Genomic DNA, 19,321 nt, shown 5'->3' with positions numbered 1-19,321 from the left:
AAAAGCTTATTTTATTCCTAAAGAGCTTATCCAGCGAAAGCGCGGCAAAGGGCTAGGCGGAGCAGAAAGACAGGCGTTCTTTGCCTGGCTTTTTTGCGAGAGCCATGCCCAAAGCGTCTTGAGCGGTGCCCAATAAGTTACTTATTAGCTCAACTTATATAAAAGAATTACCTGTTGCAAAATGTATAACAGATTTTACCGGATTGCAAGGCTTTTCATTTTACTGAATTATTTTTCAGCTCTCAACTGCCGGTATTCATCCAGAATCTGATCGCCGTTCCATACCGGTTTTGCGCCTTCTGAGATAAGTTTATGCGGCCCCTCTGACAAACCCGAAAAGATATCTCCCGGCACCGCGAAAACGTCCTTGCCGTGGTCAAGGGCGTGCTCAATCGTGCTCAGCGTCCCGCTTTTCACTTGCGCTTCCGTAACCAGGACGCCGCAAGACAAGCCGCTGATAATCCGGTTGCGCATCGGGAAATTCCAGCGTTTCGGCTGCATATAGGGTGGATATTCCGTAATTGATAAAAATTTTTCTTCTATTATAATATTCAGTGCCATGTTTTCTTTTGGATACGGATGCAAAAATCCGCTGCCAGCGACTGCAATTGTCTCACCGCCTGAATTTATGGCAATTTCGTGGGCCATTGCATCGGCCCCTTTTGCCAAGCCGCTGACAATTAAAAATTCATGCTGGGTTAAAACGGGCAATATTGTGTCCATTGCTTTGCGGGAATAGGATGAAGCCTTGCGCGAGCCGATTACGGCTATCTTTTGCGGCACGAGCAGCAGTTCTGTTCGGCCTTTAGCGTATAGAATGGCTGGAGGATCGATCAGTTCCAGCAATGATTTGGGGTAATGCGGATGGAGAAAAGATATGGGGGTTATCTTGTATTTTCGGTAGAGGCTTTCAAAAGGGATATCGAGCGCTTCTGTATAGGCTTTTTTCAAATCATGCGCTTGCTGTTCTTTCACATTCAGCAAAAATGCGAGTTCCAAGGCGCTTCTGCGGCTCAGCTTCTCAAGCTCTTCGTCATCTGCCATCAGTTTTGACAGCCGGTTCAACGGTTTTGGATACACATAATGCAATGCGTTCAATCTTTGCAAAAACAATTTGTCCATTCCATTCCTCCTCAAATTTCAGTAAAAAAAGAAGGCGCATCAGCTTGATGCGCCTTACTCTTATATTAATGTGTTTTGCAGCGATCATACAAGCCATTTTCTTTAATGACTCGGATTAAAGTTTCGCCGATTACAGATGGAGTTTCTGCAACTTGGATCCCAGCAGCGTTCATTGCTTTGATCTTGTCAGCAGCAGTCCCTTTTCCTCCAGAAATGATGGCACCAGCGTGGCCCATGCGTTTTCCTTCAGGAGCCGTTTGTCCGCCGATAAAGCCGACAACCGGTTTTGTCATGTTTTCTTTAACCCACGCAGCAGCTTCTTCTTCAGCTGTTCCGCCAATTTCACCGATCATGACGACCGCGTAAGTATCTTCGTCTTCATTGAATTCTTTCAAGACATCGATGAAGTTTGTTCCGTTGACCGGATCTCCACCAATTCCGACAGCAGTCGATTGGCCGATGCCTTCTTGAGACAATTGGTGTGTCGCTTCATACGTCAAAGTACCTGAGCGTGAAACAACGCCAACATGTCCTTTTTTATGGATGTAGCCAGGCATGATCCCGATTTTGCACTCGTCCGGAGTGATGACTCCAGGGCAGTTCGGTCCTACTAGGCGAGTTTTCTTGCCTTCCATATAGCGCTTCACTTTAACCATATCCAAAACCGGAATGTGTTCAGTGATGCAGATCGCCATATCAAGTTCAGCTTCAACCGCTTCAAGAATTGCATCGGCAGCAAAAGGAGCCGGTACATAAATTACAGAAACGTTTGCTCCTGTCGCTTTGACAGCATCTTCAACTGTGTTGAATACAGGTACGCCTTCAACTTCAGTGCCGCCTTTGCCAGGAGTTACCCCAGCAACGATTTTAGTGCCATATTCAAGCATTTGCTTTGTATGGAAAAGGGCAGTTGACCCTGTAATTCCCTGTACAAGCACTTTCGTGTCTTTATTAATATATACGCTCATTTTTGTCCCTGCCCTTCTTAGCCTACAAGTTCTACGATCTTTTTAGCGCCTTCTGCCATAGTGCCGGCAGCGACGATATCAAGACCTGATTCGTTCAGCAGTTTTTTGCCAAGTTCTACGTTTGTTCCTTCAAGACGAACGACTAGAGGTACGCTTAAGCTGACTTCTTTTGCTGCTTGAATAACGCCTTCAGCAATGATGTCACACTTCATGATTCCGCCGAAAATGTTAACGAAGATCCCTTTTACATTCTTATCAGAAAGAATGATCTTGAATGCTTCCGTTACTTTCTCAGCAGTCGCACCGCCCCCAACGTCAAGGAAGTTAGCGGGTGTTCCGCCGTAATAGTTGATCGTGTCCATAGTTGCCATAGCAAGTCCGGCGCCGTTAACCATACAGCCGATGTTCCCGTCTAAAGAAATGTAGCTCAAGTCATACTTGGAAGCTTCGATTTCTTTTGGATCTTCTTCATCGTAGTCGCGCATTTCCATGATGTCCTGGTGGCGGTAAAGAGCATTTGCATCGAAGTTGAATTTCGCATCCAATGCTACTACTTGTCCGTCTCCTGTAACAACCAAAGGATTGATCTCAACGATTGCTGCATCTTTTTCGATGTACGCCTGGTAAAGGCCCAACATCAATTTAGCTGCTTTGTTGACAAGTTTGGTCGGGATGTTCATGTTGTAAGCCATGCGGCGGGCCTGGAAGCCAGTCAAGCCGACAACCGGGTCGATTTCTTCGTAGAAGAGGCGCTCCGGATTGTTTGCTGCTACTTCCTCGATGTCCATTCCGCCTTCTTCAGAACCCATAAGAGTTACACGTGAAGTTTCGCGGTCAAGAACCAATCCAAGGTAGTATTCTTTTTCGATGCTGCTTCCTGCTTCGATATACAGGCGTTTAATTTCTTTGCCTTCAGGACCAGTCTGATGTGTAACGAGCACTTTTCCAAGAAGCTCTTTCGCATAAGCGCGCACTTCATCCAAGTTCTTAGCAAGCTTAACGCCGCCTGCTTTCCCGCGGCCACCTGCGTGGATCTGGGCTTTCACCACAACAACTTCAGTACCAAGTTCTTTTGCAGCTTTGACAGCTTCTTCCGGAGAAAAAGCAACATAGCCTTCAGGAACTGCTACTCCATATTGTTTTAGGATCTGTTTTCCCTGATATTCATGGATATTCATCTTTCGTCCTCCAATCAAACATCTGTATCGTAATTTTATTGCCTTTACCATTGTATTAAAGTTGCCATAAAATGTCCACAGTTGTCGGCTATACTGCAAAAAACTTCAAATATTCACACATTTCCGGTGCTATTCAGCGTTTTTATCTGCAATCATCGATTTTATTGGCTCAAACGTTTTTCGGTGGATGGGACAGGGGCCGACACGTTCCAGTGCGAGAAGATGGTCTTTTGTGCCGTAGCCTGAATGCTTTTCAAAACCGTAAGCCGGAAACAGTTCCGCGTAATCGTCCATGATGGCGTCCCGCGCCGTTTTAGCCAGAATCGAGGCAGCGGCGATGCTCAGGCTTTTTGCATCGCCTTTAATAATGGATTCGCAGCGAATGCCGATGTCCAGCGACATCGCGTCTGCCAATATGATGTCAGGTGCCGGATCAAGGTTCATGGCGGCTTGAGACATCGATTGCTTTGTCGCCTGATAGATATTCAATTCATCGATTTTCTCAGGCGGCTGAATATGTATAGCATAGCTAATAGCCTGCTCTTTGATGAGCTGCGCTAGCTGCCTGCGTTTGGCTGCCGGAATTTTCTTCGAGTCGTCCAGCCCGATCAGCGCGCTGCAATCGTCCGGCAATATGACCGCCGACGTTACGACTGGGCCAGCAAGCGGCCCCCGCCCCGCTTCGTCAATTCCACAGACCCGTTCGCCAGGATCCGCTTTGAACGATTGGTCAAATGACATTTTCCCGTCGTGTTCAAACAATAATTTGTCGTGCAGCCCTTTTTTCCGCTGCCAGCTTTTCAACGCGGCCTGTACCGACTTCCGTCCATCTTCCTGCAATTCGTCCATCCACGGCTGCCAGTCGGTTTCCGCCGCCAGCCGCTTTTTGATTGCTTCACTTGTCAGCATAAGCCTCTCCCTTTCTCTTGCTGTTTCATAAACCAAATAACTGCGGACAATAAAAAAGGGCTGACCCCAGTTTCACGGAATCAGCCCTTAGCGTCATTCTTCTTTGACAATCATTTCGTCACGGTAATCGAACGTGACCCGCCCTAAGTATTGATTGCGGATATCACGGACAATCGCCTCAGCGGTCATTTCGTAATCCACTTCGCCGTCCGATGAAACGAAACTGCGTCTTTTGCCGATCGCGTCAAAAGTATTGACGATTTCATCATCCACGCCATCAATGCCGTAGCGCTCTTTCAGCCGCTCGGGATACCGTTGTTCAAGGAATTTCAATGCGTAAATCGCCAGCTCCTGCATTTGGATGACAGAGTCTTTAATCGCTCCCGTCACCGCCAGCTTAAAGCCGATTTCCTGATCTTCGAATTTCGGCCACAAAATACCCGGCGTATCCAAAAGTTCGATTTCCTTGCCGACTTTTATCCATTGCTGTGCTTTGGTAACTCCAGGCATGTTTCCTGTTTTAGCCAAGCTTTTTTTCGACAGCCGGTTGATCAGCGTGGATTTCCCAACGTTCGGAATGCCGACAATCATTGCGCGGATGGCACGCGGCTTAATGCCTTTGGCGATCATGCGGCTCCATTTGTCTTCGAGAATTTCCTTCGAAGCTTTCGTCACGGCCTGCAGCCCTCTTCCTTCTAGGGAATTAATTGCAACTGCACGTGTTCCCTGCCCTTCGAAATAGCGGATCCATTTCTTTGTTTCTGTTTCATCGGCCATGTCCATTTTGTTCAAAATGATCAGCCGGGGTTTATGCTGGATCACTTGATCAATCATTGGATTGCGCGAGGATAAAGGAAGACGGGCATCCACTAGTTCAAAAATGATGTCGACTAGCTTCAGTTTTTCCGTTACTTCTCTTCTTGCTTTGGCCATATGCCCTGGAAACCATTGTATCGTCATAAAAACACTCCTTAGTTAACGAGCCCTGCTTCTTCCATCGGCCAAAATACGAAACTCGTATTGCCGATGACGTCATCCATTGGCACTATACCGATATGCCGGCTGTCTTTGCTTGCTCTCCGGTTGTCTCCCATAACGAAAACATAACCTTCAGGTATCGTACTCTCATTGATTTTTTCTTCAAGCGTAAAATCCTCTGTCAATGTGCCGGTGATGCCTTCTTTGTAAATATCCAAATAAGGCTCTTCCACCGCTTGCCCATTAATAAACAGCTGATCATTTTCATAAGCGATGTGATCTCCCGGCAAGCCAATGATCCGCTTAATATAATCTTTTTCTTCAGGCGCATGAAAAACGATGATATCGAATCGGTCAGGCTCTCCTACCGAATAGCCGATCTTGTTGACAATCATACGGTCGCCATGCTCCAAGGTCGGCATCATTGATTCGCCATCCACTACAATTGGAGTAAAAAAGAAAACACGAATAATTGCCGCAAGCCCGAACGCAATCAACAGCGCCTTTGACCATTCCCAAACCTCATTCTTCTGTTTAACTTCACGTTCCATGCGCGTTCCTCCCCAAACATTCTATTGTAATTGTACAACATTCCAAGCCTTAAGCAAAGAAAAGCGGAAGTGCCCGTTTAGTCCCGACAAGCAAGTTATGGGCAAAGGAAATTTGGCCATGACTTTGCGACGAAGCACGAAGTGCTGCAGGAGCAGCAGGTTTTCGAAAGACTGCTAAGCGGCATGTTTGCAGCCGCAAAGCTAGATTCGCTTACTGCCCGAGAATCTGGGCACTGCAACTGGACACATAGAAAAGCGGAAGTGCCCGTTTAGCTCCGACAACAAGTCAGGCGACGCTAAATGTTTAACGAACTGCACTCTTTTTTTACGCAAAAAAGAAAGAGGGCGCATTCGCCCTCTTTCATCAGTGCAATCTTATCGAATTTCTTTGATGCGTGCTGCTTTACCGCGAAGGTTACGCAAGTAGTACAATTTCGCACGACGAACTTTACCACGGCGGGTAACTTCAAGTTGTGCAATCTTTGGCGTGTGTACAGGGAATGTACGTTCAACACCAACACCATAAGAGATTTTGCGGACTGTGAATGATTCACTGATTCCGCCTCCACGGCGACCGATTACAACTCCTTCGTATAACTGGATCCGTTCGCGAGTTCCCTCAACGACCTTCACGTGTACACGGACAGTATCTCCTGGACGGAAGTCCGGGTGGTCTGTACGAAGTTGATCTTTAGTAATGTCTGCAATAATGTTTTGCATGTTTTTTCTCTCCTTCTACAGATGCTCTTGCACACAATTGCTGCTGCAGCGGAACACCGTGATCCTGTACTTCACATAAAAGTACAGACTCCATGGTATCACTAAATAAGCAGTTATGCAAGGTCTATTCTTGATTGTTGCTGGTGTTTTTCAATGAATCGATAATCTTCTGCTGCTGCTTTGTCAGCTGGATGTGCTCAAGCAGATCCGGCCGGCGTTCAAGCGTACGTTTCAACGCCTGCTCTTCGCGCCATTGATCGACTTTCCCGTGGTTTCCAGAAGTCAACACAGCAGGCACCTGCCACCCTCTGAAATCAGCTGGACGGGTATACTGGGGATGTTCGAGCATGCCGGTAGAGAATGAGTCTTTGATAGAGGAGTCAGCGTTCCCAAGGACCCCTGGAAGCAGCCTGACGACACTGTCAATGACAGTCATCGCAGCAAGTTCGCCGCCGGTGAGGACAAAATCTCCGATGGAAATCTCATCTGTCACCAGATGTTCCCGGATTCGTTCATCGTATCCTTCGTAATGGCCGCAGATAAAGATCAACTCTTCTTCCTGCGAAAGCTCTTCGGCTTTTTTCTGCGTAAAGCGTTCGCCTTGCGGGCACATTAAGATCACGCGCGGCTTTTTGTCCGTGACGAGCGACTCGACAGCATTGAACATCGGTTCGGGTTTCAGCACCATGCCCGCTCCGCCGCCAAAAGGATAATCATCGACCTGGCGTTTATTGTCGGCAAATTCCCGAAGATCCACGACGTTCAGCTTGACCGCATTTTTGTCTTGGGCTTTTTTCATGATCGATTGGTTGAAGACCCCTTCGAACATAGGCGGAAAGAGCGAAATGACATTTATATTCATGTGTTCAACAAGCCTTCCAGCACTTCGATGACGATTTTCTTTTCATCTATGTCGATTTCTTTGACGACATCTTCGATATACGGGATATAGTGTTTTTTGCCAGCCTCTGGCGTCACTTCCCATACATCATTCGCTCCTGTCTCCAGGATCTCGGTTACCTTGCCAATGAGCTCGCCTTCTGTCGAATACACTTCACAGCCAAGAATTTCATGGTGGTAATATGCGTTGTCTTCAAGTTCCGTCAAATCGTTTTCTGAAATGCGCAGATAGCTGTCTTTGAATTCTGCGACATCATTGATATGCGGATAGCCTTCGAATGTCAGCAATTCGAAATTTTTGTGCTTCCGATGGCTGGCGATTGTCACCATAATCGGTTTCTTTTCGTTTTTCTTGAACAAGCCCAGTTTCATGCCGACGGCAAACCGCTCTTCCGGGAAATCCGTACGTGACAATACACGGACTTCTCCAAGGATGCCGTGAGTGTTGACTATTTTTCCTACATTAAACCATTCCACGCAATAAAACATCCTTTCAGTTTCTGTTTTGGCTGACAAAAAAGGGAGGAACCTAGGCTCCTCCCTTTTTTGCTAATCCACAATATCGACGTAAGTTTTCTTCTTATGATGATTCCCAGCTGCTGAATACACGATGGAGCGGATCGCTTTCGCGACGCGTCCTTGTTTACCGATGACTTTCCCTGTATCTTCTGGATGCACTGAAAGTTTATAGACAATACGGCTTGCATTTTCGTCAGTTTCGACGCGAACTTCGTCCGGATGATCGACTAGCGGTTTCACAATGGTTTCAATCAGCTGCTTCATAAGAAAACTCCCTTACTTGCTTAATTTTTCGTTATGGAATTTCTCCATAATGCCGTTTTGAGAAAACAAGTTGCGAACTGTGTCAGATGGTTTAGCACCATCATGAAGCCATTTCAACGCTAATTCTTCGTCAATTTTAACTTCAGCTGGAACTGTTAGCGGGTTGTAAGTACCCACTGTTTGGATTTGACGGCCGTCACGTGGAGCACGTGAGTCAGCTACTACAATACGGTAAAAAGGAGATTTCTTAGCTCCCATACGTTTCAAGCGAATTTTTACTGCCATTTCTTAAAGCACCTCCGAATAGTTTCACACAAGATATTATATTATCAAGCTTTAAATAGTTTGTAAAGTATTTTTTCTTAACACCTTAAAATTTCTTTGCTGCAACAGCGATTCGCCGTGTTTTTAAACGGTTTTCACGCGCAATAAATCATTCTCGGATCATTTGAAAAGCGAATCCAGGCCAGGCATCGAGCCTTTCTTTTTGCCTTTTTGGCTCATGCCTGACATCTGCTTCATCATTTTTTTCATATCTTCGAATTGCTTCAATAGACGGTTAACGTCTTGGATCGTCGTTCCCGAACCTTTGGCAATGCGTTTTTTGCGGTTCGAGTTCATGATGTCAGGCGTCGTTTTCTCCTGCGTCGTCATCGATTGGATAATCGCTTCCACACGTGCCATCTGGCCTTCATCAACTTTCGCATTTTCCAGCCCTTTGATTTTATTGGCGCCTGGCAGCATCTTCAGGATCTCATCCAACGGTCCCATCTGTTTGACCTGCGACAGCTGGTCCAGGAAATCATCGAAAGTGAACGAGGAAGTCCGGAATTTCTCTTCCAATTCCCTCGCTTTTTCTTCATCGACGTTGGACTGTGCTTTTTCAATCAGCGACAGCATATCGCCCATGCCAAGGATCCGTGACGCCATGCGTTCCGGGTAAAACGGCTCTAATGCATCCATCTTCTCGCCCATACCGACGAATTTAATCGGTTTTTGGGTAACGGAACGGATGGACAGGGCCGCACCACCGCGTGTATCGCCGTCAAGCTTCGTCAGCACGACTCCGGTGATGCCGATGGCTTCATCGAAGTTCTGCGCTACGTTGACAGCGTCCTGTCCAGTCATCGCGTCGACAACAAGGAAGATTTCTTCCGGCTCTTTAAGGGCGCGGATATCCTTCAATTCCTGCATCAGCGCTTCGTCGACATGGAGACGTCCGGCCGTATCGATGATGACCGTGTCCATATGTTCCTGTTTGGCGAACTCGATCGCCTGCCGAGCAATTTCCACAGGGGAAATATCCGTGCCTTTCGAGAAGACCGGCAGCGACAATTGCTTGCCGATTGTTTCGAGCTGCTGGATAGCGGCCGGACGGTAAACGTCGGCTGCCACCAATAGCGGCTTGCGGTTATTTTTTTTGCGCAGCAAGCTGGCGAGTTTGCCGGAAGTGGTCGTTTTACCGGCCCCCTGCAATCCCACCATCATGATGACGGTCGGCTGCTTCGATGAGAATTCGATTTTGCTTTGGTCGCCACCCATCAATTCCGTCAACTCGTCTTTTACGATCTTCACGACTTGCTGGCCTGGCGTCAAGCTTTCCATGACGTCCACACCGATTGCGCGTTCACTGACTTTTTTCACGAATTCTTTTACGACTTTCAAGTTGACATCCGCTTCGATCAAAGCGAATCGGACTTCGCGCATCATTTCTTTGACGTCCGCTTCCGACACTTTACCTTTGCCTTTGATCTTTTGGATGGTGCCTTGCAGGCGTTCAGCTAATCCTTCAAATGCCATTGCTATCGCCTCCTAATCCCATTCTTTTAACTGGCCGAGGAATTCCCGTACCCGTTCTTCTGTAAAGGGTTCTTTTTCAAATGCCGTAACCAGCTGTTGCCGTTTTTGGAATTTCTCGAACAGCTGCAGTTTGGCTTCATATTCTTCAAGCATCGCTTCAGTGCGGCGGATATTGTCATAAACCGCTTGGCGGGTGATGTTATACGCTTCTGCGATTTCCCCCAAGGAATGGTCGTCCAAATAATAGAGCTCCATATAGCTGCGCTGTTTAGGCGTCAGCAATTCCTGATAAAAATCGAACAGGTAATTCATGCGCGTTGTTTTTTCTAAGCCCATCATTGCAGTTCACCTCATCCACTCTTCTTTTTACGATACTGAAAACAGAGTTGGGCGTCAAGTAATTTTACTTGTCTCCTTCTAAGAGTTCCATCGCTTCTTCTTTGTCCAAACCCTCCGCAAACAGGCCATAGACGTATTTTTGCGGGTCGAACGGCTGCAAGTCATCCATTTGCTCACCAAGCCCCACAAATTTTACAGGGATTTTCAGTTTGCTGCGGATAGCCAAGACGATTCCGCCTTTTGCGGTGCCGTCAAGCTTCGTCAGGACAATGCCTGTCACGTTTGTCACTTCTTTAAACATCTGCGCCTGGATCAATGCATTCTGGCCAGTCGTCGCATCCAGCGCCAGCAGGACTTCATGCGGTGCGCCAGGAATTTCGCGTGCGATGACCCGGTTCACTTTCTCCAGCTCTTTCATCAAATTGACTTTGTTCTGCAGGCGTCCGGCGGTATCGCAGATCAATACGTCCACGCCGCGCGATTTTGCTGCACGGACGGCATCGTACATGACCGCTGCCGGGTCAGACCCTTCACTTTGTTTGATGACGTCGACTCCGACGCGCTTGCCCCAGATGTCCAATTGTTCGATTGCTCCAGCACGGAATGTGTCGCCCGCTGCCAAAAGGACCGATTTGCCTTCGTTTTTCAAGCGGTGCGCCAATTTGGCGATGCTTGTCGTTTTGCCAACGCCATTGACTCCGACGAATAAAATCACCGTCAAGTCATCCGCGAAATTCAGCTCAGTAGTTTGCTCTTCGCCCGCTTGATAGATTTCCACCAATTTCTCAGAAATGACAGACTGGACCCTCGATGTGTCACGGACGTTTTGGCGCTGCACTTCATAGCGCAGTTCATCCATCAATTCCATGACCGTTTCAAATCCAACGTCCGCTTGAAGAAGGATTTCTTCCAATTCCTCAAAGAAATCTTCATCGACTTTGCGGTATTTCGCTACGAGGTCATTAATCTTCGACGTAAAGCCCGTGCGCGTTTTCGTTAAGCCTTCTTTGTATTTTTCTGTCGACTCTTCCGCTTCCGCGTTTCCTGCAAATTTATCTTTCAGCTTTTTAAAGAAACTCACATGACCACTCCTCTATTAATTTTGTTCCTGCAATTTGACGGACACCAGTTTTGAAATACCTGATTCCTGCATCGTGATGCCGTACAGCACATCTGCGCCTTCCATCGTCCCTTTGCGGTGCGTAATGACGATGAATTGTGTGTTTTTGCTGAATTTCTTCAGGTACTGACTGTAACGTACGACATTCGATTCATCAAGCGCCGCTTCTACTTCGTCAAGTACGCAGAACGGCACCGGCCGGATGTTCAAAATCGAAAACAGCAGCGCGATGGCGGTAAGCGCCCGTTCGCCGCCTGACAGCAGGCTTAATGTCTGCTGCTTTTTCCCAGGCGGCTGCGCGATAATTTCCACGCCGGTCATTAGCATATCTTCCGGATTGGTCAGCACGAGATCCGCGGAACCGCCGCCGAACAATTCGCGGAAGACCCGCTGGAAATGTCCGCGGATCGCATGGAATGTTTCATCAAAACGGCTGGTCATTTCGTCATCCATTTCCCGGATGACGGTGCGCAGCGTCTCTTTTGCTTCGTTCAGGTCGTTGCGCTGTTCGGTCAGGAAATTGTGGCGCTCGGAGACATGGTCGAATTCTTCAATCGCTCCGATATTGACCGGCCCCAATTCTTCAATCGACTGTTTCAGCAGTTTCACTTTCTTGCGGACTGCCGCTTCTTCATCAGCCAGTTTGAATTCACGTGCTTTTTCTATCGTCATATGGTAATTATTCTCCAGCTGGGAAAGGAAACCTTGGATCTGTACATCGATGCGCGTCGACTTGACTTCGCAGATGCGGATCGCTTCGACAAAGCCCTTGTAGATGCGCTGAAGCTCTTTCAATTGCTCTTCAAGCGCTGTCAGTTCGCTCTGCTTAGCTGTGCGGCCTGCTTTCAACTCGGCAAGCGACTGTTGCACATTCTCTTTCTTATTGGTCCAAGCTGTAATTTCGTGCAAGATATCGTCATCAGAATAAACTTTAGAAGCTTCTTCTGACTGAATCCAATCGAGCTCTTTTTGCAGCTGCTGGATTTTCAAATCACTTTTCTCTTTCCGTTCCAAAAGCTCCGCTTCGCTGACGATCAGCTGAGCAACGCGCTCTTTCATGACAGCAAGCGAAGATTTCTGGTCTGCGAGTTTGGAAATGACCGAATCACGGGCCGAATCGTTCTGCTGCTTGAACTGCGTCAATTCGTCGATCTGTTTGGAAATCGACAGCAATTCACCGCTGATTTCGCCTAGCCGGTCTGCAGCTGCCTCTTTTTTGTCGGCCAATGCGGACAAATCATGTGTTTTATTGCTTCGCTCTGCTTGAAACAGCCCGTAGCGGTCTTTCGTCGTCTTCAAAACAGCTTCGATTTCGCGCAGTATAATCGCGCGCTCGGCTTCCATGTCGCGGTATTTTTCACCTTCAGAACGCAAATTGTTCAATGCCTGTTCCGCTTCGGTGACTTCTTGCTGTTCTTTTTTCACAGTCTTTTCAGCTTGGGCGATGGTGCTCGTCAATTCCTTCAGCTGAATGACCAATTGTTCGAGTTCGGCTTTCCGAGTAAAGAACGAAGCCTGGGTCTTGTTGGCGCCGCCTGTCATCGAACCGCCCGCATTAACGACATCACCTTCTAGCGTAACGGTGCGGTAACGGTTCATCGTCAATTTCGCAATGGCCGATGCACCTTTTAAATCTTTCGCGATAATGACATTGCCAAGCAAGTTTTCTACGATCATTCCGTATTTCTGGTCATAGCCGACCAGTTCATACGCCATTTTCACAAATGATGGATGCTGCTCGATAGCCGCTATGCTACTGGAAGGGATTTTCCGTGATTTCATGACAGTCATCGGCAGGAACGTAGAGCGCCCTGCGCGTTTATTGCGCAAGAATTCGATGCCTTCACGGGCGTTTTGTTCATTTTCCGTGACGATATGCTGGCTGGCTGCGCCAAGCGCCGTTTCAATCGCTTTTGCGTATTGCTGGTCCACTTGGACAATTTCCGCAACCGCCCCGACGATGCCGGAGAGTTGGCGTTTGTCACGCGCCACCAGGACTTCGCGGACACCTTGGAAAAAGCCGGAAAAATCCGCTTCCAGCTCTTGCAAGGTCTCCACGCGGGAACTCAATTGCTTTTGCGACTGGTAAGCCTGGAACAACATCGTTTGTTTTTTATCAAACGCCTGCTTCTTGCTGGTATAGGCCGATTCCGCCGCTTTGTATTGTGCACGTTTTTCTTCCAGCAATGTCCGGATGTTTTCGAGTTTTTTCCCGGCAGCCGTTTTTTCTTCATCAAGGCGTGCCAATTCAGTCGAAAAATCCGCCTCTTGTACGGCGATGCGGCTGCTGGATTCCGAGACTTGCTGTTCCTGCAAATCGATATTCTTCAATTCGTTTCGGACGCTTGCCTGTTCGTTCATCAAATCGATATACGTGGATTTATGGGTTTCGATATCGTTGTCAATATCAGCAGGCGACCGGTTGAGCTGGTCCTCCAGCACTTTCACGGATTGGCGGATCGCCAGCTGTTCGGCTTTGCGCTCCTGCAGCATCGCCAATTGTTCGCGATGCTTTTTGTGGAGGGCTGCGTTTTCCTGCTTTTCGCCATCCAGGCTCGCAGTCAGCTGTTGCGCTTGGCGGTCTGCATTATTCTTTTTCTCAGACATCAACAGCTTGCGGCCTTCCCATTTCTCACTTTCGCTGCTGGCCTCTACCAATTCCTGCTGGGAGCCGTCGATTTCATCGTCCAGCTTTTTCAATGCCGAGCGGATCGTTTTAACCCCATGTTCTTTTTCTTCAATATCAGCCGCTAACTCCCGCTCTTTGCGTGAGTGGGAAGCTGCATCTTCTTCCAGTGCTGCCATTTGTTGTTCAAGCTGCGTAATATCAAAAGCCAATAAGGCAATATCTGCGCCTTTCAATTGTTCATTCATATCCAAATAATCGCGGGCAGTCGATGCCTGAATCTGCAGCGGTTCCATACGGCCATCAAGTTCATGCAGGATATCCAATACGCGATTCAAGTTTTCATCGGTTTCGCTAAGTTTGAATTCCGCCTTCTTCTTGCGCTGCTTATACTTTAAAACGCCCGCCGCTTCTTCAAAAATCGAGCGGCGCTCTTCCGCTTTGCTGTTGAGAATTTCGTCTACTCGACCTTGGGAGATAATGGAAAAAGCTTCTTTCCCGAGTCCGGAATCCATAAATAGATCCGTAATGTCTTTCAGGCGGCAATTTTGCTTATTCAGCAAATACGCACTTTCACCACTGCGAAAAACCCTTCTCGTCACGCTGATTTCGCTGTAATCGAGAGGGGAACTGCCGTCCGTATTATCCAATACCAAAGTAACTTCCGCAAAATTCAGCGGCTTTCTGGATTCACTGCCGGCAAAAATGACATCTTCCATTTTTGCGCCGCGCAAAGATTTGGCCGATTGTTCGCCAAGCACCCAGCGGATTGCATCGGTGACGTTGCTCTTGCCGCTTCCGTTAGGTCCGACAACTGCTGTCACGCCGGGGACGAAATCGATGCCGATGCGATCAGCGAACGACTTGAACCCCATGACTTCTAATCGTTTCAAAAACATGTTCTAATCCTCCGTTGCTTCCTGCAATTTAAGGATGGCCAGCTGAGCGGCTTTTTGCTCCGCTTCTTTTTTCGAGCGGCCATTGCCGATGCCGAGTTCCTGATCAGCGAGCGATACCCGCGTCACAAACACGCGGCTGTGAGCAGGTCCTTTTTCATCGATAATTTCGTAGCTTAATGAGCCATTGTTCTTTTGCTGCACCAATTCCTGGAGCTGGCTCTTGTAATCCATGACGTTGGAAAATGCACCGACTTCAACTTTTGGAAATAGCACCACTTCCATAAAGCTGACAACCGCTTCCAAGCCCTGGTCCAAATACAAAGCGCCGATCAGCGATTCAAATACATCCGCCAATAGCGCAGGGCGCGTCCGGCCGCCTGTCTGTTCCTCACCTTTTCCAAGCAAGATGTAGTTGCCGAGATTGAGCTCATTGGCAAACGTCACCAATGAAGGTTCGCAGACGATTGCTGCGCGCAGCTTTGTCAGCTTGCCCTCGCTCATTTCTGGATACTTTGCATACAAAAAGTGAGAAACCGACAATTCCAATACTGCGTCTCCCAAAAATTCAAGGCGTTCGTTATCAAGGTAATACCTTCTTCTGTGTTCGTTGACATAAGAAGAATGCGTAAATGCCTGATAAAGCAACGCCGGCTGTTCAAATTTAATATTCAAGTCCTTTTGCAATTGGTCAAAGGCTGCCCGCGAGCTTTCTTTGATCAATCCAGGCTTCTGCTGATTCACTTTTCTTTTCATTGCCATTGTAATCTGCCTTCCTTTAACGTTCTGCCTCTAATTTTACCTTTTTTTGAAGCTTTGTGCAAAAAAACAAAGCGACGCACAGCCGCTTTGCTAAAAGCTTCTGTGCGTCGAGAGTGTAATCAGATTATGCTTGCTTTTTTTCGATATACGTTACCGCGTCGCCTACTGTTGCCATACCTTCTGCGTCTTCATCAGAAATTTCCATGTCGAATTCGTCTTCAAGTTCCATAACCAATTCAACTACGTCCAATGAATCTGCACCAAGGTCGCCTGTGAATGAAGCTTCAAGCTTAACTTCGCTTTCTTCCACACCTAGACGATCTACGATTACTTTTGTTACGCGCTCTAATACTGTTGACAATGCCGTCACCTCCCCTCAAATCAGTATACAAAATTTCTTCCTACATGACCATGCCTCCGTCAAGATGAAGCGTCTGCCCAGTCATATAAGATGCGTCGTCTGACGCCAGGAAAAGCGCGGCTTTCGCCACTTCTTCCGGTTTGCCGAAACGGCCGAGGGGAATTTGCGCAAGCATCGTTTTTTGGATGTCTTCGCCTAATTTATCCGTCATATCCGTTGTGATAAATCCTGGAGCCACAGCATTTGCCGTGATATTCCGGCTCGCAAGTTCGCGTGCTGTTGTCTTCGTCAAGCCGATGACACCAGCTTTCGCCGCCACGTAATTCGCCTGTCCCGCATTGCCCATCACGCCGACAATCGATGCAATATTGACAATGCGCCCAGAGCGCTGTTTCATCATTTGGCGCGTCACCGCTTTGGTGCAGATAAAGACGCCTTTCAGATTCGTGTTGATGACGTCATCCCACTCATCGTCTTTCATGCGCATCATCAAATTATCGCGTGTGATGCCTGCATTGTTGACAAGGATATCCACTGAGCCGAAAGCCTGCATCGTCTGATCGACCATCGCTTTCACGGCATCTGCGTCTGCAACGTCTGCTTTCACAGCAATCGCTTCGCCGCCATTGTTTTTGATTTCTTCCACGACAGCTTCCGCTTTTGCCTGGCTGCCACTGTAATTAACGACAATCTTAGCACCGGCTTCGGCCATTTTACGGGCGATTTCCGCACCGATGCCGCGCGAAGCTCCTGTGATAATTGCTGTTTTCCCTGTTAAGTTGGTCATTTCGCCAGCTCCTCTACCGCTTTTTCAAACGTTGCCAAATCGTATACTGGCAGTGTTACCGCTGAACGGTCTATTTTCTTCACAAGGCCGCTAAGCACTTTTCCGGGCCCGATTTCCACGAATACGGTGACGCCCAAGTCGATCATTTCACGCACCGATTGCTCCCAGAGGACCGGCGAGTACAATTGGCGCACCAACAACTCCTGGATTTGGGAAGCATGGGTTTCACTTTTCGCTGTAACGTTCGTGATAACCGGTACTTTGGCATCTTCCAAAAAGGCCTCGCTCAGCACTTTCGACAACGCCTGAGATGCCGGCCGCATCAATTCTGAATGGAACGGACCGCTGACGTCAAGAGGAATTGCCCGTTTGGCGCCGCGTTCTTTAGCGAGCACACAAGCTCTGTCAACGCCCGCTTTCGTTCCGGAAATGACGATTTGCCCTGGGCAATTCAGATTCGCCAATTGGACGACGCCGACCGAATCCGTCACTTCATTCGTCACTTTTTCCAGCTCTGTGCTATCCATCCCTAGAATGGCAGCCATCGCCCCTTCTCCTGCAGGCACTGCTTCGTTCATGAACAAGCCCCGCTTATGGACGATATCGACCGCTTTTTCAAACGGCAGGACGCCTGAAGCGACAAGCGCGCTGTATTCACCCAGGCTATGCCCGGCTGTGTAATCCGGGAAGATCCCGGCGCGGTTCAAGCGTTCTGTAATCATCGAGCTCACCGTCAACAATGCCGGCTGCGCATGGTATGTAAGGGTCAAGTGTTCCTGCGGGCCTTCAAGCATCATCTGCGACAAATTGACGCTCAGCACTTCATCGGCCTGTTTGAAAAACTCAAGGCTCTTGCTGTCGGATAAAAAGCTTTCGCCCATTCCGACAGCTTGTGAACCTTGCCCTGGATAAATAAATGCAATTTTAGTCATGAGGGTTCTCCTTTTTCAGCGTGCTGTATATCGTTCCCGCTACATCATTTTCCACCATTGTCCGTGCCTGGCGGATGGCATTGAACAGCGCAGTGCCGTTGGAAGAGCCATGCGCTTTGATGACCGGAGCCTTCAAGCCGAATAGCCCCGCACCGCCATATTCGCTGTAATCGAGCATGCCTTTCAAGCCGCGCAAATCGTCTTTGACCAATAAAGCCGCCAATTTCGTCTTCGCCGAGCTATTGAACACATCTTTGATCATCGCAAAAACGTTCATCGCCGTACCTTCGATCGTTTTCAGCACCATATTACCGGTAAAGCCGTCCGTCACCACAACATCAGCGACGCCATTCAATAAATCACGCGATTCTACGTTGCCGATAAAATTGATCGGGGCTTCTTTCAAGAGCGGAAAGGCTGCTTTTGTCAATTCGTTGCCTTTCTTTTCTTCTGTGCCGATATTCAACAAGCCGACTGTCGGATTTGTGATGCCGCGCACTTTTTCTGCGTATATGCTGCCCATGATGGCGTATTGCACCAGATGCTCCGGACGCGCTTCTGCGTTTGCCCCCATATCGAGCATCAGGAATCCTTTGCGGTCAATTGTCGGAAGCGTCGGCGCGAGCGCCGGGCGGTCTACCCCTTCAATCCGGCCGACCACGAATAAGCCAGCTGACATCAACGCGCCGGTATTGCCTGCCGATACACAAGCATCTGCCCGGCCTTCTTTCACTGCCAGCGCCATCTGCACCATCGAAGAGTCTTTCTTGCGTCTTACTGCCCGGACAGGATCGTCCGTCGACTCGATTACTTCTTCACAGTGAATGACGGCCAATCGCTCATGGTCTTTCAAATACTCCGCCATCCGGTCTTGCCTGCCATACAATTGAATCTGCAAATCGCTGAATTCTTCAAGCGCTTTATAAACGCCTGCAATAATTTCTTTCGGGGCGTTGTCTCCGCCCATTCCATCTACTGCTATGATCAATTTCCGTCACCTTCGCTTTGCTCAGTCATTCGGTACATTTCAAATGTGCCGATAAATACGGTCGCCTGATCAACAGTCGAGACGACTTTTACATATGCCCGATTTTTCTCCGGATTCCGGTCGATTACTTGCGCTTTCGCTACTACACGCTGTCCTGCCCTTACAGGCCGCAGAAACTGCAGCTCGGATTTCACGGTGAGCGCGAGTTCGTCATTCATGACAGCTACCGCCAATGAATTCGCTTGAGCGAATAAATGGTGGCCGCGGGCAATCTGGTTGCGTTGAAATACATGTTCCGGTTTAACGTCGAAAAGAGAAATCGCTTTTTCATCCAATTCAATATCGATAATCTCCCCGATTACTTCGTCAATCGGCAAAGACTTCACTTCATCTTCAAATGTCTTAACGGCTACATGCTTGATGCGTTCCCGCAGTTCGGGAATCGACAATTCCATGCGGTCAAGGCGTATCGTTTGGACACTGACTCCAAAATTTGCCGACAATTCCTCGTCCGTCACAAAAGGGTTTTCTTTTATGGACGCCGTCAGCGCCAATTGCCGTTCTTTTTTCGTTTTTTTCATCTTGTCACCGCCCGCTATTA

At 48.2% G+C, this 19,321-nt stretch carries 21 protein-coding genes; all 21 read right to left on the bottom strand.

Going from position 1 to position 19,321, the window contains the following annotated elements:
- Positions 1–228: 228 nt before the first annotated feature.
- The 21 genes from dprA to fapR all read right to left on the bottom strand — a co-directional run bounded on the left by dprA (position 229) and on the right by fapR (position 19,301).
- Positions 229–1,122 (bottom strand): DNA-processing protein DprA, encoded by an 894-nt coding sequence (gene dprA, locus QMA09_RS03850; RefSeq protein WP_290212071.1) that lies wholly within the window; start codon positions 1,120–1,122, stop codon positions 229–231.
- 65 nt (positions 1,123–1,187) lie between these two features.
- Positions 1,188–2,090: a succinate--CoA ligase subunit alpha gene (gene sucD, locus QMA09_RS03845; protein ID WP_135503821.1), complete on the bottom strand. Its 903-nt coding sequence runs from the start codon at positions 2,088–2,090 to the stop codon at positions 1,188–1,190.
- Positions 2,091–2,107: 17 nt separating this feature from the next.
- Entirely contained in the window at positions 2,108–3,268 is a 1,161-nt protein-coding gene (gene sucC, locus QMA09_RS03840; RefSeq protein WP_135503819.1) for an ADP-forming succinate--CoA ligase subunit beta, read from the bottom strand.
- A gap of 129 nt (positions 3,269–3,397) precedes the next feature.
- Positions 3,398–4,177, bottom strand: a complete 780-nt coding sequence (locus QMA09_RS03835; protein ID WP_290212070.1) for a ribonuclease HII — start codon at positions 4,175–4,177, stop codon at positions 3,398–3,400.
- Between the two features lie 93 nt (positions 4,178–4,270).
- Entirely contained in the window at positions 4,271–5,137 is an 867-nt protein-coding gene (gene ylqF, locus QMA09_RS03830; RefSeq protein ID WP_290212069.1) for a ribosome biogenesis GTPase YlqF, read from the bottom strand.
- A gap of 11 nt (positions 5,138–5,148) precedes the next feature.
- A complete protein-coding gene (gene lepB, locus QMA09_RS03825; protein WP_135503812.1) occupies positions 5,149–5,706 on the bottom strand; it encodes a signal peptidase I in 558 nt (185 codons plus the stop codon).
- Positions 5,707–6,081: 375 nt separating this feature from the next.
- Positions 6,082–6,426: a 50S ribosomal protein L19 gene (rplS, locus tag QMA09_RS03820; RefSeq protein WP_135503810.1), complete on the bottom strand. Its 345-nt coding sequence runs from the start codon at positions 6,424–6,426 to the stop codon at positions 6,082–6,084.
- A gap of 124 nt (positions 6,427–6,550) precedes the next feature.
- A complete protein-coding gene (gene trmD, locus QMA09_RS03815; protein WP_290212068.1) occupies positions 6,551–7,288 on the bottom strand; it encodes a tRNA (guanosine(37)-N1)-methyltransferase TrmD in 738 nt (245 codons plus the stop codon).
- Entirely contained in the window at positions 7,285–7,803 is a 519-nt protein-coding gene (gene rimM / locus QMA09_RS03810; protein ID WP_135503806.1) for a ribosome maturation factor RimM, read from the bottom strand. Before rimM ends, trmD begins: the two co-directional genes overlap by 4 nt.
- Before the next feature lie 72 nt (positions 7,804–7,875).
- Entirely contained in the window at positions 7,876–8,109 is a 234-nt protein-coding gene (locus tag QMA09_RS03805; protein WP_135503804.1) for a KH domain-containing protein, read from the bottom strand.
- A 12-nt stretch (positions 8,110–8,121) separates the two neighbouring features.
- Entirely contained in the window at positions 8,122–8,394 is a 273-nt protein-coding gene (gene rpsP / locus QMA09_RS03800; RefSeq protein ID WP_052651220.1) for a 30S ribosomal protein S16, read from the bottom strand.
- 159 nt (positions 8,395–8,553) lie between these two features.
- Positions 8,554–9,909, bottom strand: coding sequence for a signal recognition particle protein (gene ffh / locus QMA09_RS03795; protein ID WP_183736401.1), 1,356 nt, complete (start codon positions 9,907–9,909; stop codon positions 8,554–8,556).
- A 12-nt stretch (positions 9,910–9,921) separates the two neighbouring features.
- Positions 9,922–10,245: a putative DNA-binding protein gene (locus tag QMA09_RS03790; RefSeq protein WP_135503871.1), complete on the bottom strand. Its 324-nt coding sequence runs from the start codon at positions 10,243–10,245 to the stop codon at positions 9,922–9,924.
- A 67-nt stretch (positions 10,246–10,312) separates the two neighbouring features.
- Positions 10,313–11,329: a signal recognition particle-docking protein FtsY gene (gene ftsY / locus QMA09_RS03785; protein ID WP_135503802.1), complete on the bottom strand. Its 1,017-nt coding sequence runs from the start codon at positions 11,327–11,329 to the stop codon at positions 10,313–10,315.
- Positions 11,330–11,344: 15 nt separating this feature from the next.
- Entirely contained in the window at positions 11,345–14,893 is a 3,549-nt protein-coding gene (gene smc, locus QMA09_RS03780) for a chromosome segregation protein SMC (protein WP_290212067.1), read from the bottom strand.
- 3 nt (positions 14,894–14,896) lie between these two features.
- On the bottom strand, positions 14,897–15,652 hold the full coding sequence (gene rnc / locus QMA09_RS03775; protein ID WP_135503798.1) for a ribonuclease III: 756 nt from the start codon (positions 15,650–15,652) through the stop codon (positions 14,897–14,899).
- A 124-nt stretch (positions 15,653–15,776) separates the two neighbouring features.
- Positions 15,777–16,013: an acyl carrier protein gene (locus QMA09_RS03770; protein WP_135503796.1), complete on the bottom strand. Its 237-nt coding sequence runs from the start codon at positions 16,011–16,013 to the stop codon at positions 15,777–15,779.
- Positions 16,014–16,053: 40 nt separating this feature from the next.
- The gene (gene fabG, locus QMA09_RS03765; RefSeq protein WP_290212066.1) at positions 16,054–16,800 is read right to left on the bottom strand and encodes a 3-oxoacyl-[acyl-carrier-protein] reductase; all 747 of its coding nucleotides are present in this window, start codon (positions 16,798–16,800) and stop codon (positions 16,054–16,056) included.
- Complete coding sequence (fabD, locus tag QMA09_RS03760; protein ID WP_290212065.1) at positions 16,797–17,732, bottom strand: ACP S-malonyltransferase; 936 nt, start codon at positions 17,730–17,732, stop codon at positions 16,797–16,799. Before fabD ends, fabG begins: the two co-directional genes overlap by 4 nt.
- Positions 17,725–18,720: a phosphate acyltransferase PlsX gene (gene plsX / locus QMA09_RS03755; RefSeq protein ID WP_290212064.1), complete on the bottom strand. Its 996-nt coding sequence runs from the start codon at positions 18,718–18,720 to the stop codon at positions 17,725–17,727. Before plsX ends, fabD begins: the two co-directional genes overlap by 8 nt.
- Positions 18,717–19,301 carry a transcription factor FapR gene (fapR, locus tag QMA09_RS03750; RefSeq protein WP_290212063.1) on the bottom strand — a complete coding sequence of 195 codons (585 nt, stop codon included), beginning with the start codon at positions 19,299–19,301 and terminating at the stop codon, positions 18,717–18,719. The genes plsX and fapR overlap by 4 nt, the downstream gene beginning before the upstream one ends.
- Positions 19,302–19,321 lie beyond the last annotated feature (20 nt).

The sequence above is a fragment of the Planococcus sp. APC 3906 genome (assembly GCF_030407685.1).
In the GTDB taxonomy this organism is placed as follows: domain Bacteria; phylum Bacillota; class Bacilli; order Bacillales_A; family Planococcaceae; genus Planococcus; species Planococcus koreensis.
This window is presented reverse-complemented; position numbering and strand designations above follow the sequence as displayed.

Coding starts and splice junctions, on each gene's coding strand:
- dprA (WP_290212071.1), bottom strand. CDS start 1,122: ATGGACAAATTGTTTTTGCAAAGATTGAACGCATTGCATTATGTGTAT.
- sucD (WP_135503821.1), bottom strand. CDS start 2,090: ATGAGCGTATATATTAATAAAGACACGAAAGTGCTTGTACAGGGAATT.
- sucC (WP_135503819.1), bottom strand. CDS start 3,268: ATGAATATCCATGAATATCAGGGAAAACAGATCCTAAAACAATATGGA.
- QMA09_RS03835 (WP_290212070.1), bottom strand. CDS start 4,177: ATGCTGACAAGTGAAGCAATCAAAAAGCGGCTGGCGGCGGAAACCGAC.
- ylqF (WP_290212069.1), bottom strand. CDS start 5,137: ATGACGATACAATGGTTTCCAGGGCATATGGCCAAAGCAAGAAGAGAA.
- lepB (WP_135503812.1), bottom strand. CDS start 5,706: ATGGAACGTGAAGTTAAACAGAAGAATGAGGTTTGGGAATGGTCAAAG.
- rplS (WP_135503810.1), bottom strand. CDS start 6,426: ATGCAAAACATTATTGCAGACATTACTAAAGATCAACTTCGTACAGAC.
- trmD (WP_290212068.1), bottom strand. CDS start 7,288: ATGAATATAAATGTCATTTCGCTCTTTCCGCCTATGTTCGAAGGGGTC.
- QMA09_RS03805 (WP_135503804.1), bottom strand. CDS start 8,109: ATGAAGCAGCTGATTGAAACCATTGTGAAACCGCTAGTCGATCATCCG.
- rpsP (WP_052651220.1), bottom strand. CDS start 8,394: ATGGCAGTAAAAATTCGCTTGAAACGTATGGGAGCTAAGAAATCTCCT.
- ffh (WP_183736401.1), bottom strand. CDS start 9,909: ATGGCATTTGAAGGATTAGCTGAACGCCTGCAAGGCACCATCCAAAAG.
- QMA09_RS03790 (WP_135503871.1), bottom strand. CDS start 10,245: ATGGGCTTAGAAAAAACAACGCGCATGAATTACCTGTTCGATTTTTAT.
- smc (WP_290212067.1), bottom strand. CDS start 14,893: ATGTTTTTGAAACGATTAGAAGTCATGGGGTTCAAGTCGTTCGCTGAT.
- rnc (WP_135503798.1), bottom strand. CDS start 15,652: ATGGCAATGAAAAGAAAAGTGAATCAGCAGAAGCCTGGATTGATCAAA.
- fabG (WP_290212066.1), bottom strand. CDS start 16,800: ATGACCAACTTAACAGGGAAAACAGCAATTATCACAGGAGCTTCGCGC.
- fabD (WP_290212065.1), bottom strand. CDS start 17,732: ATGACTAAAATTGCATTTATTTATCCAGGGCAAGGTTCACAAGCTGTC.
- fapR (WP_290212063.1), bottom strand. CDS start 19,301: ATGAAAAAAACGAAAAAAGAACGGCAATTGGCGCTGACGGCGTCCATA.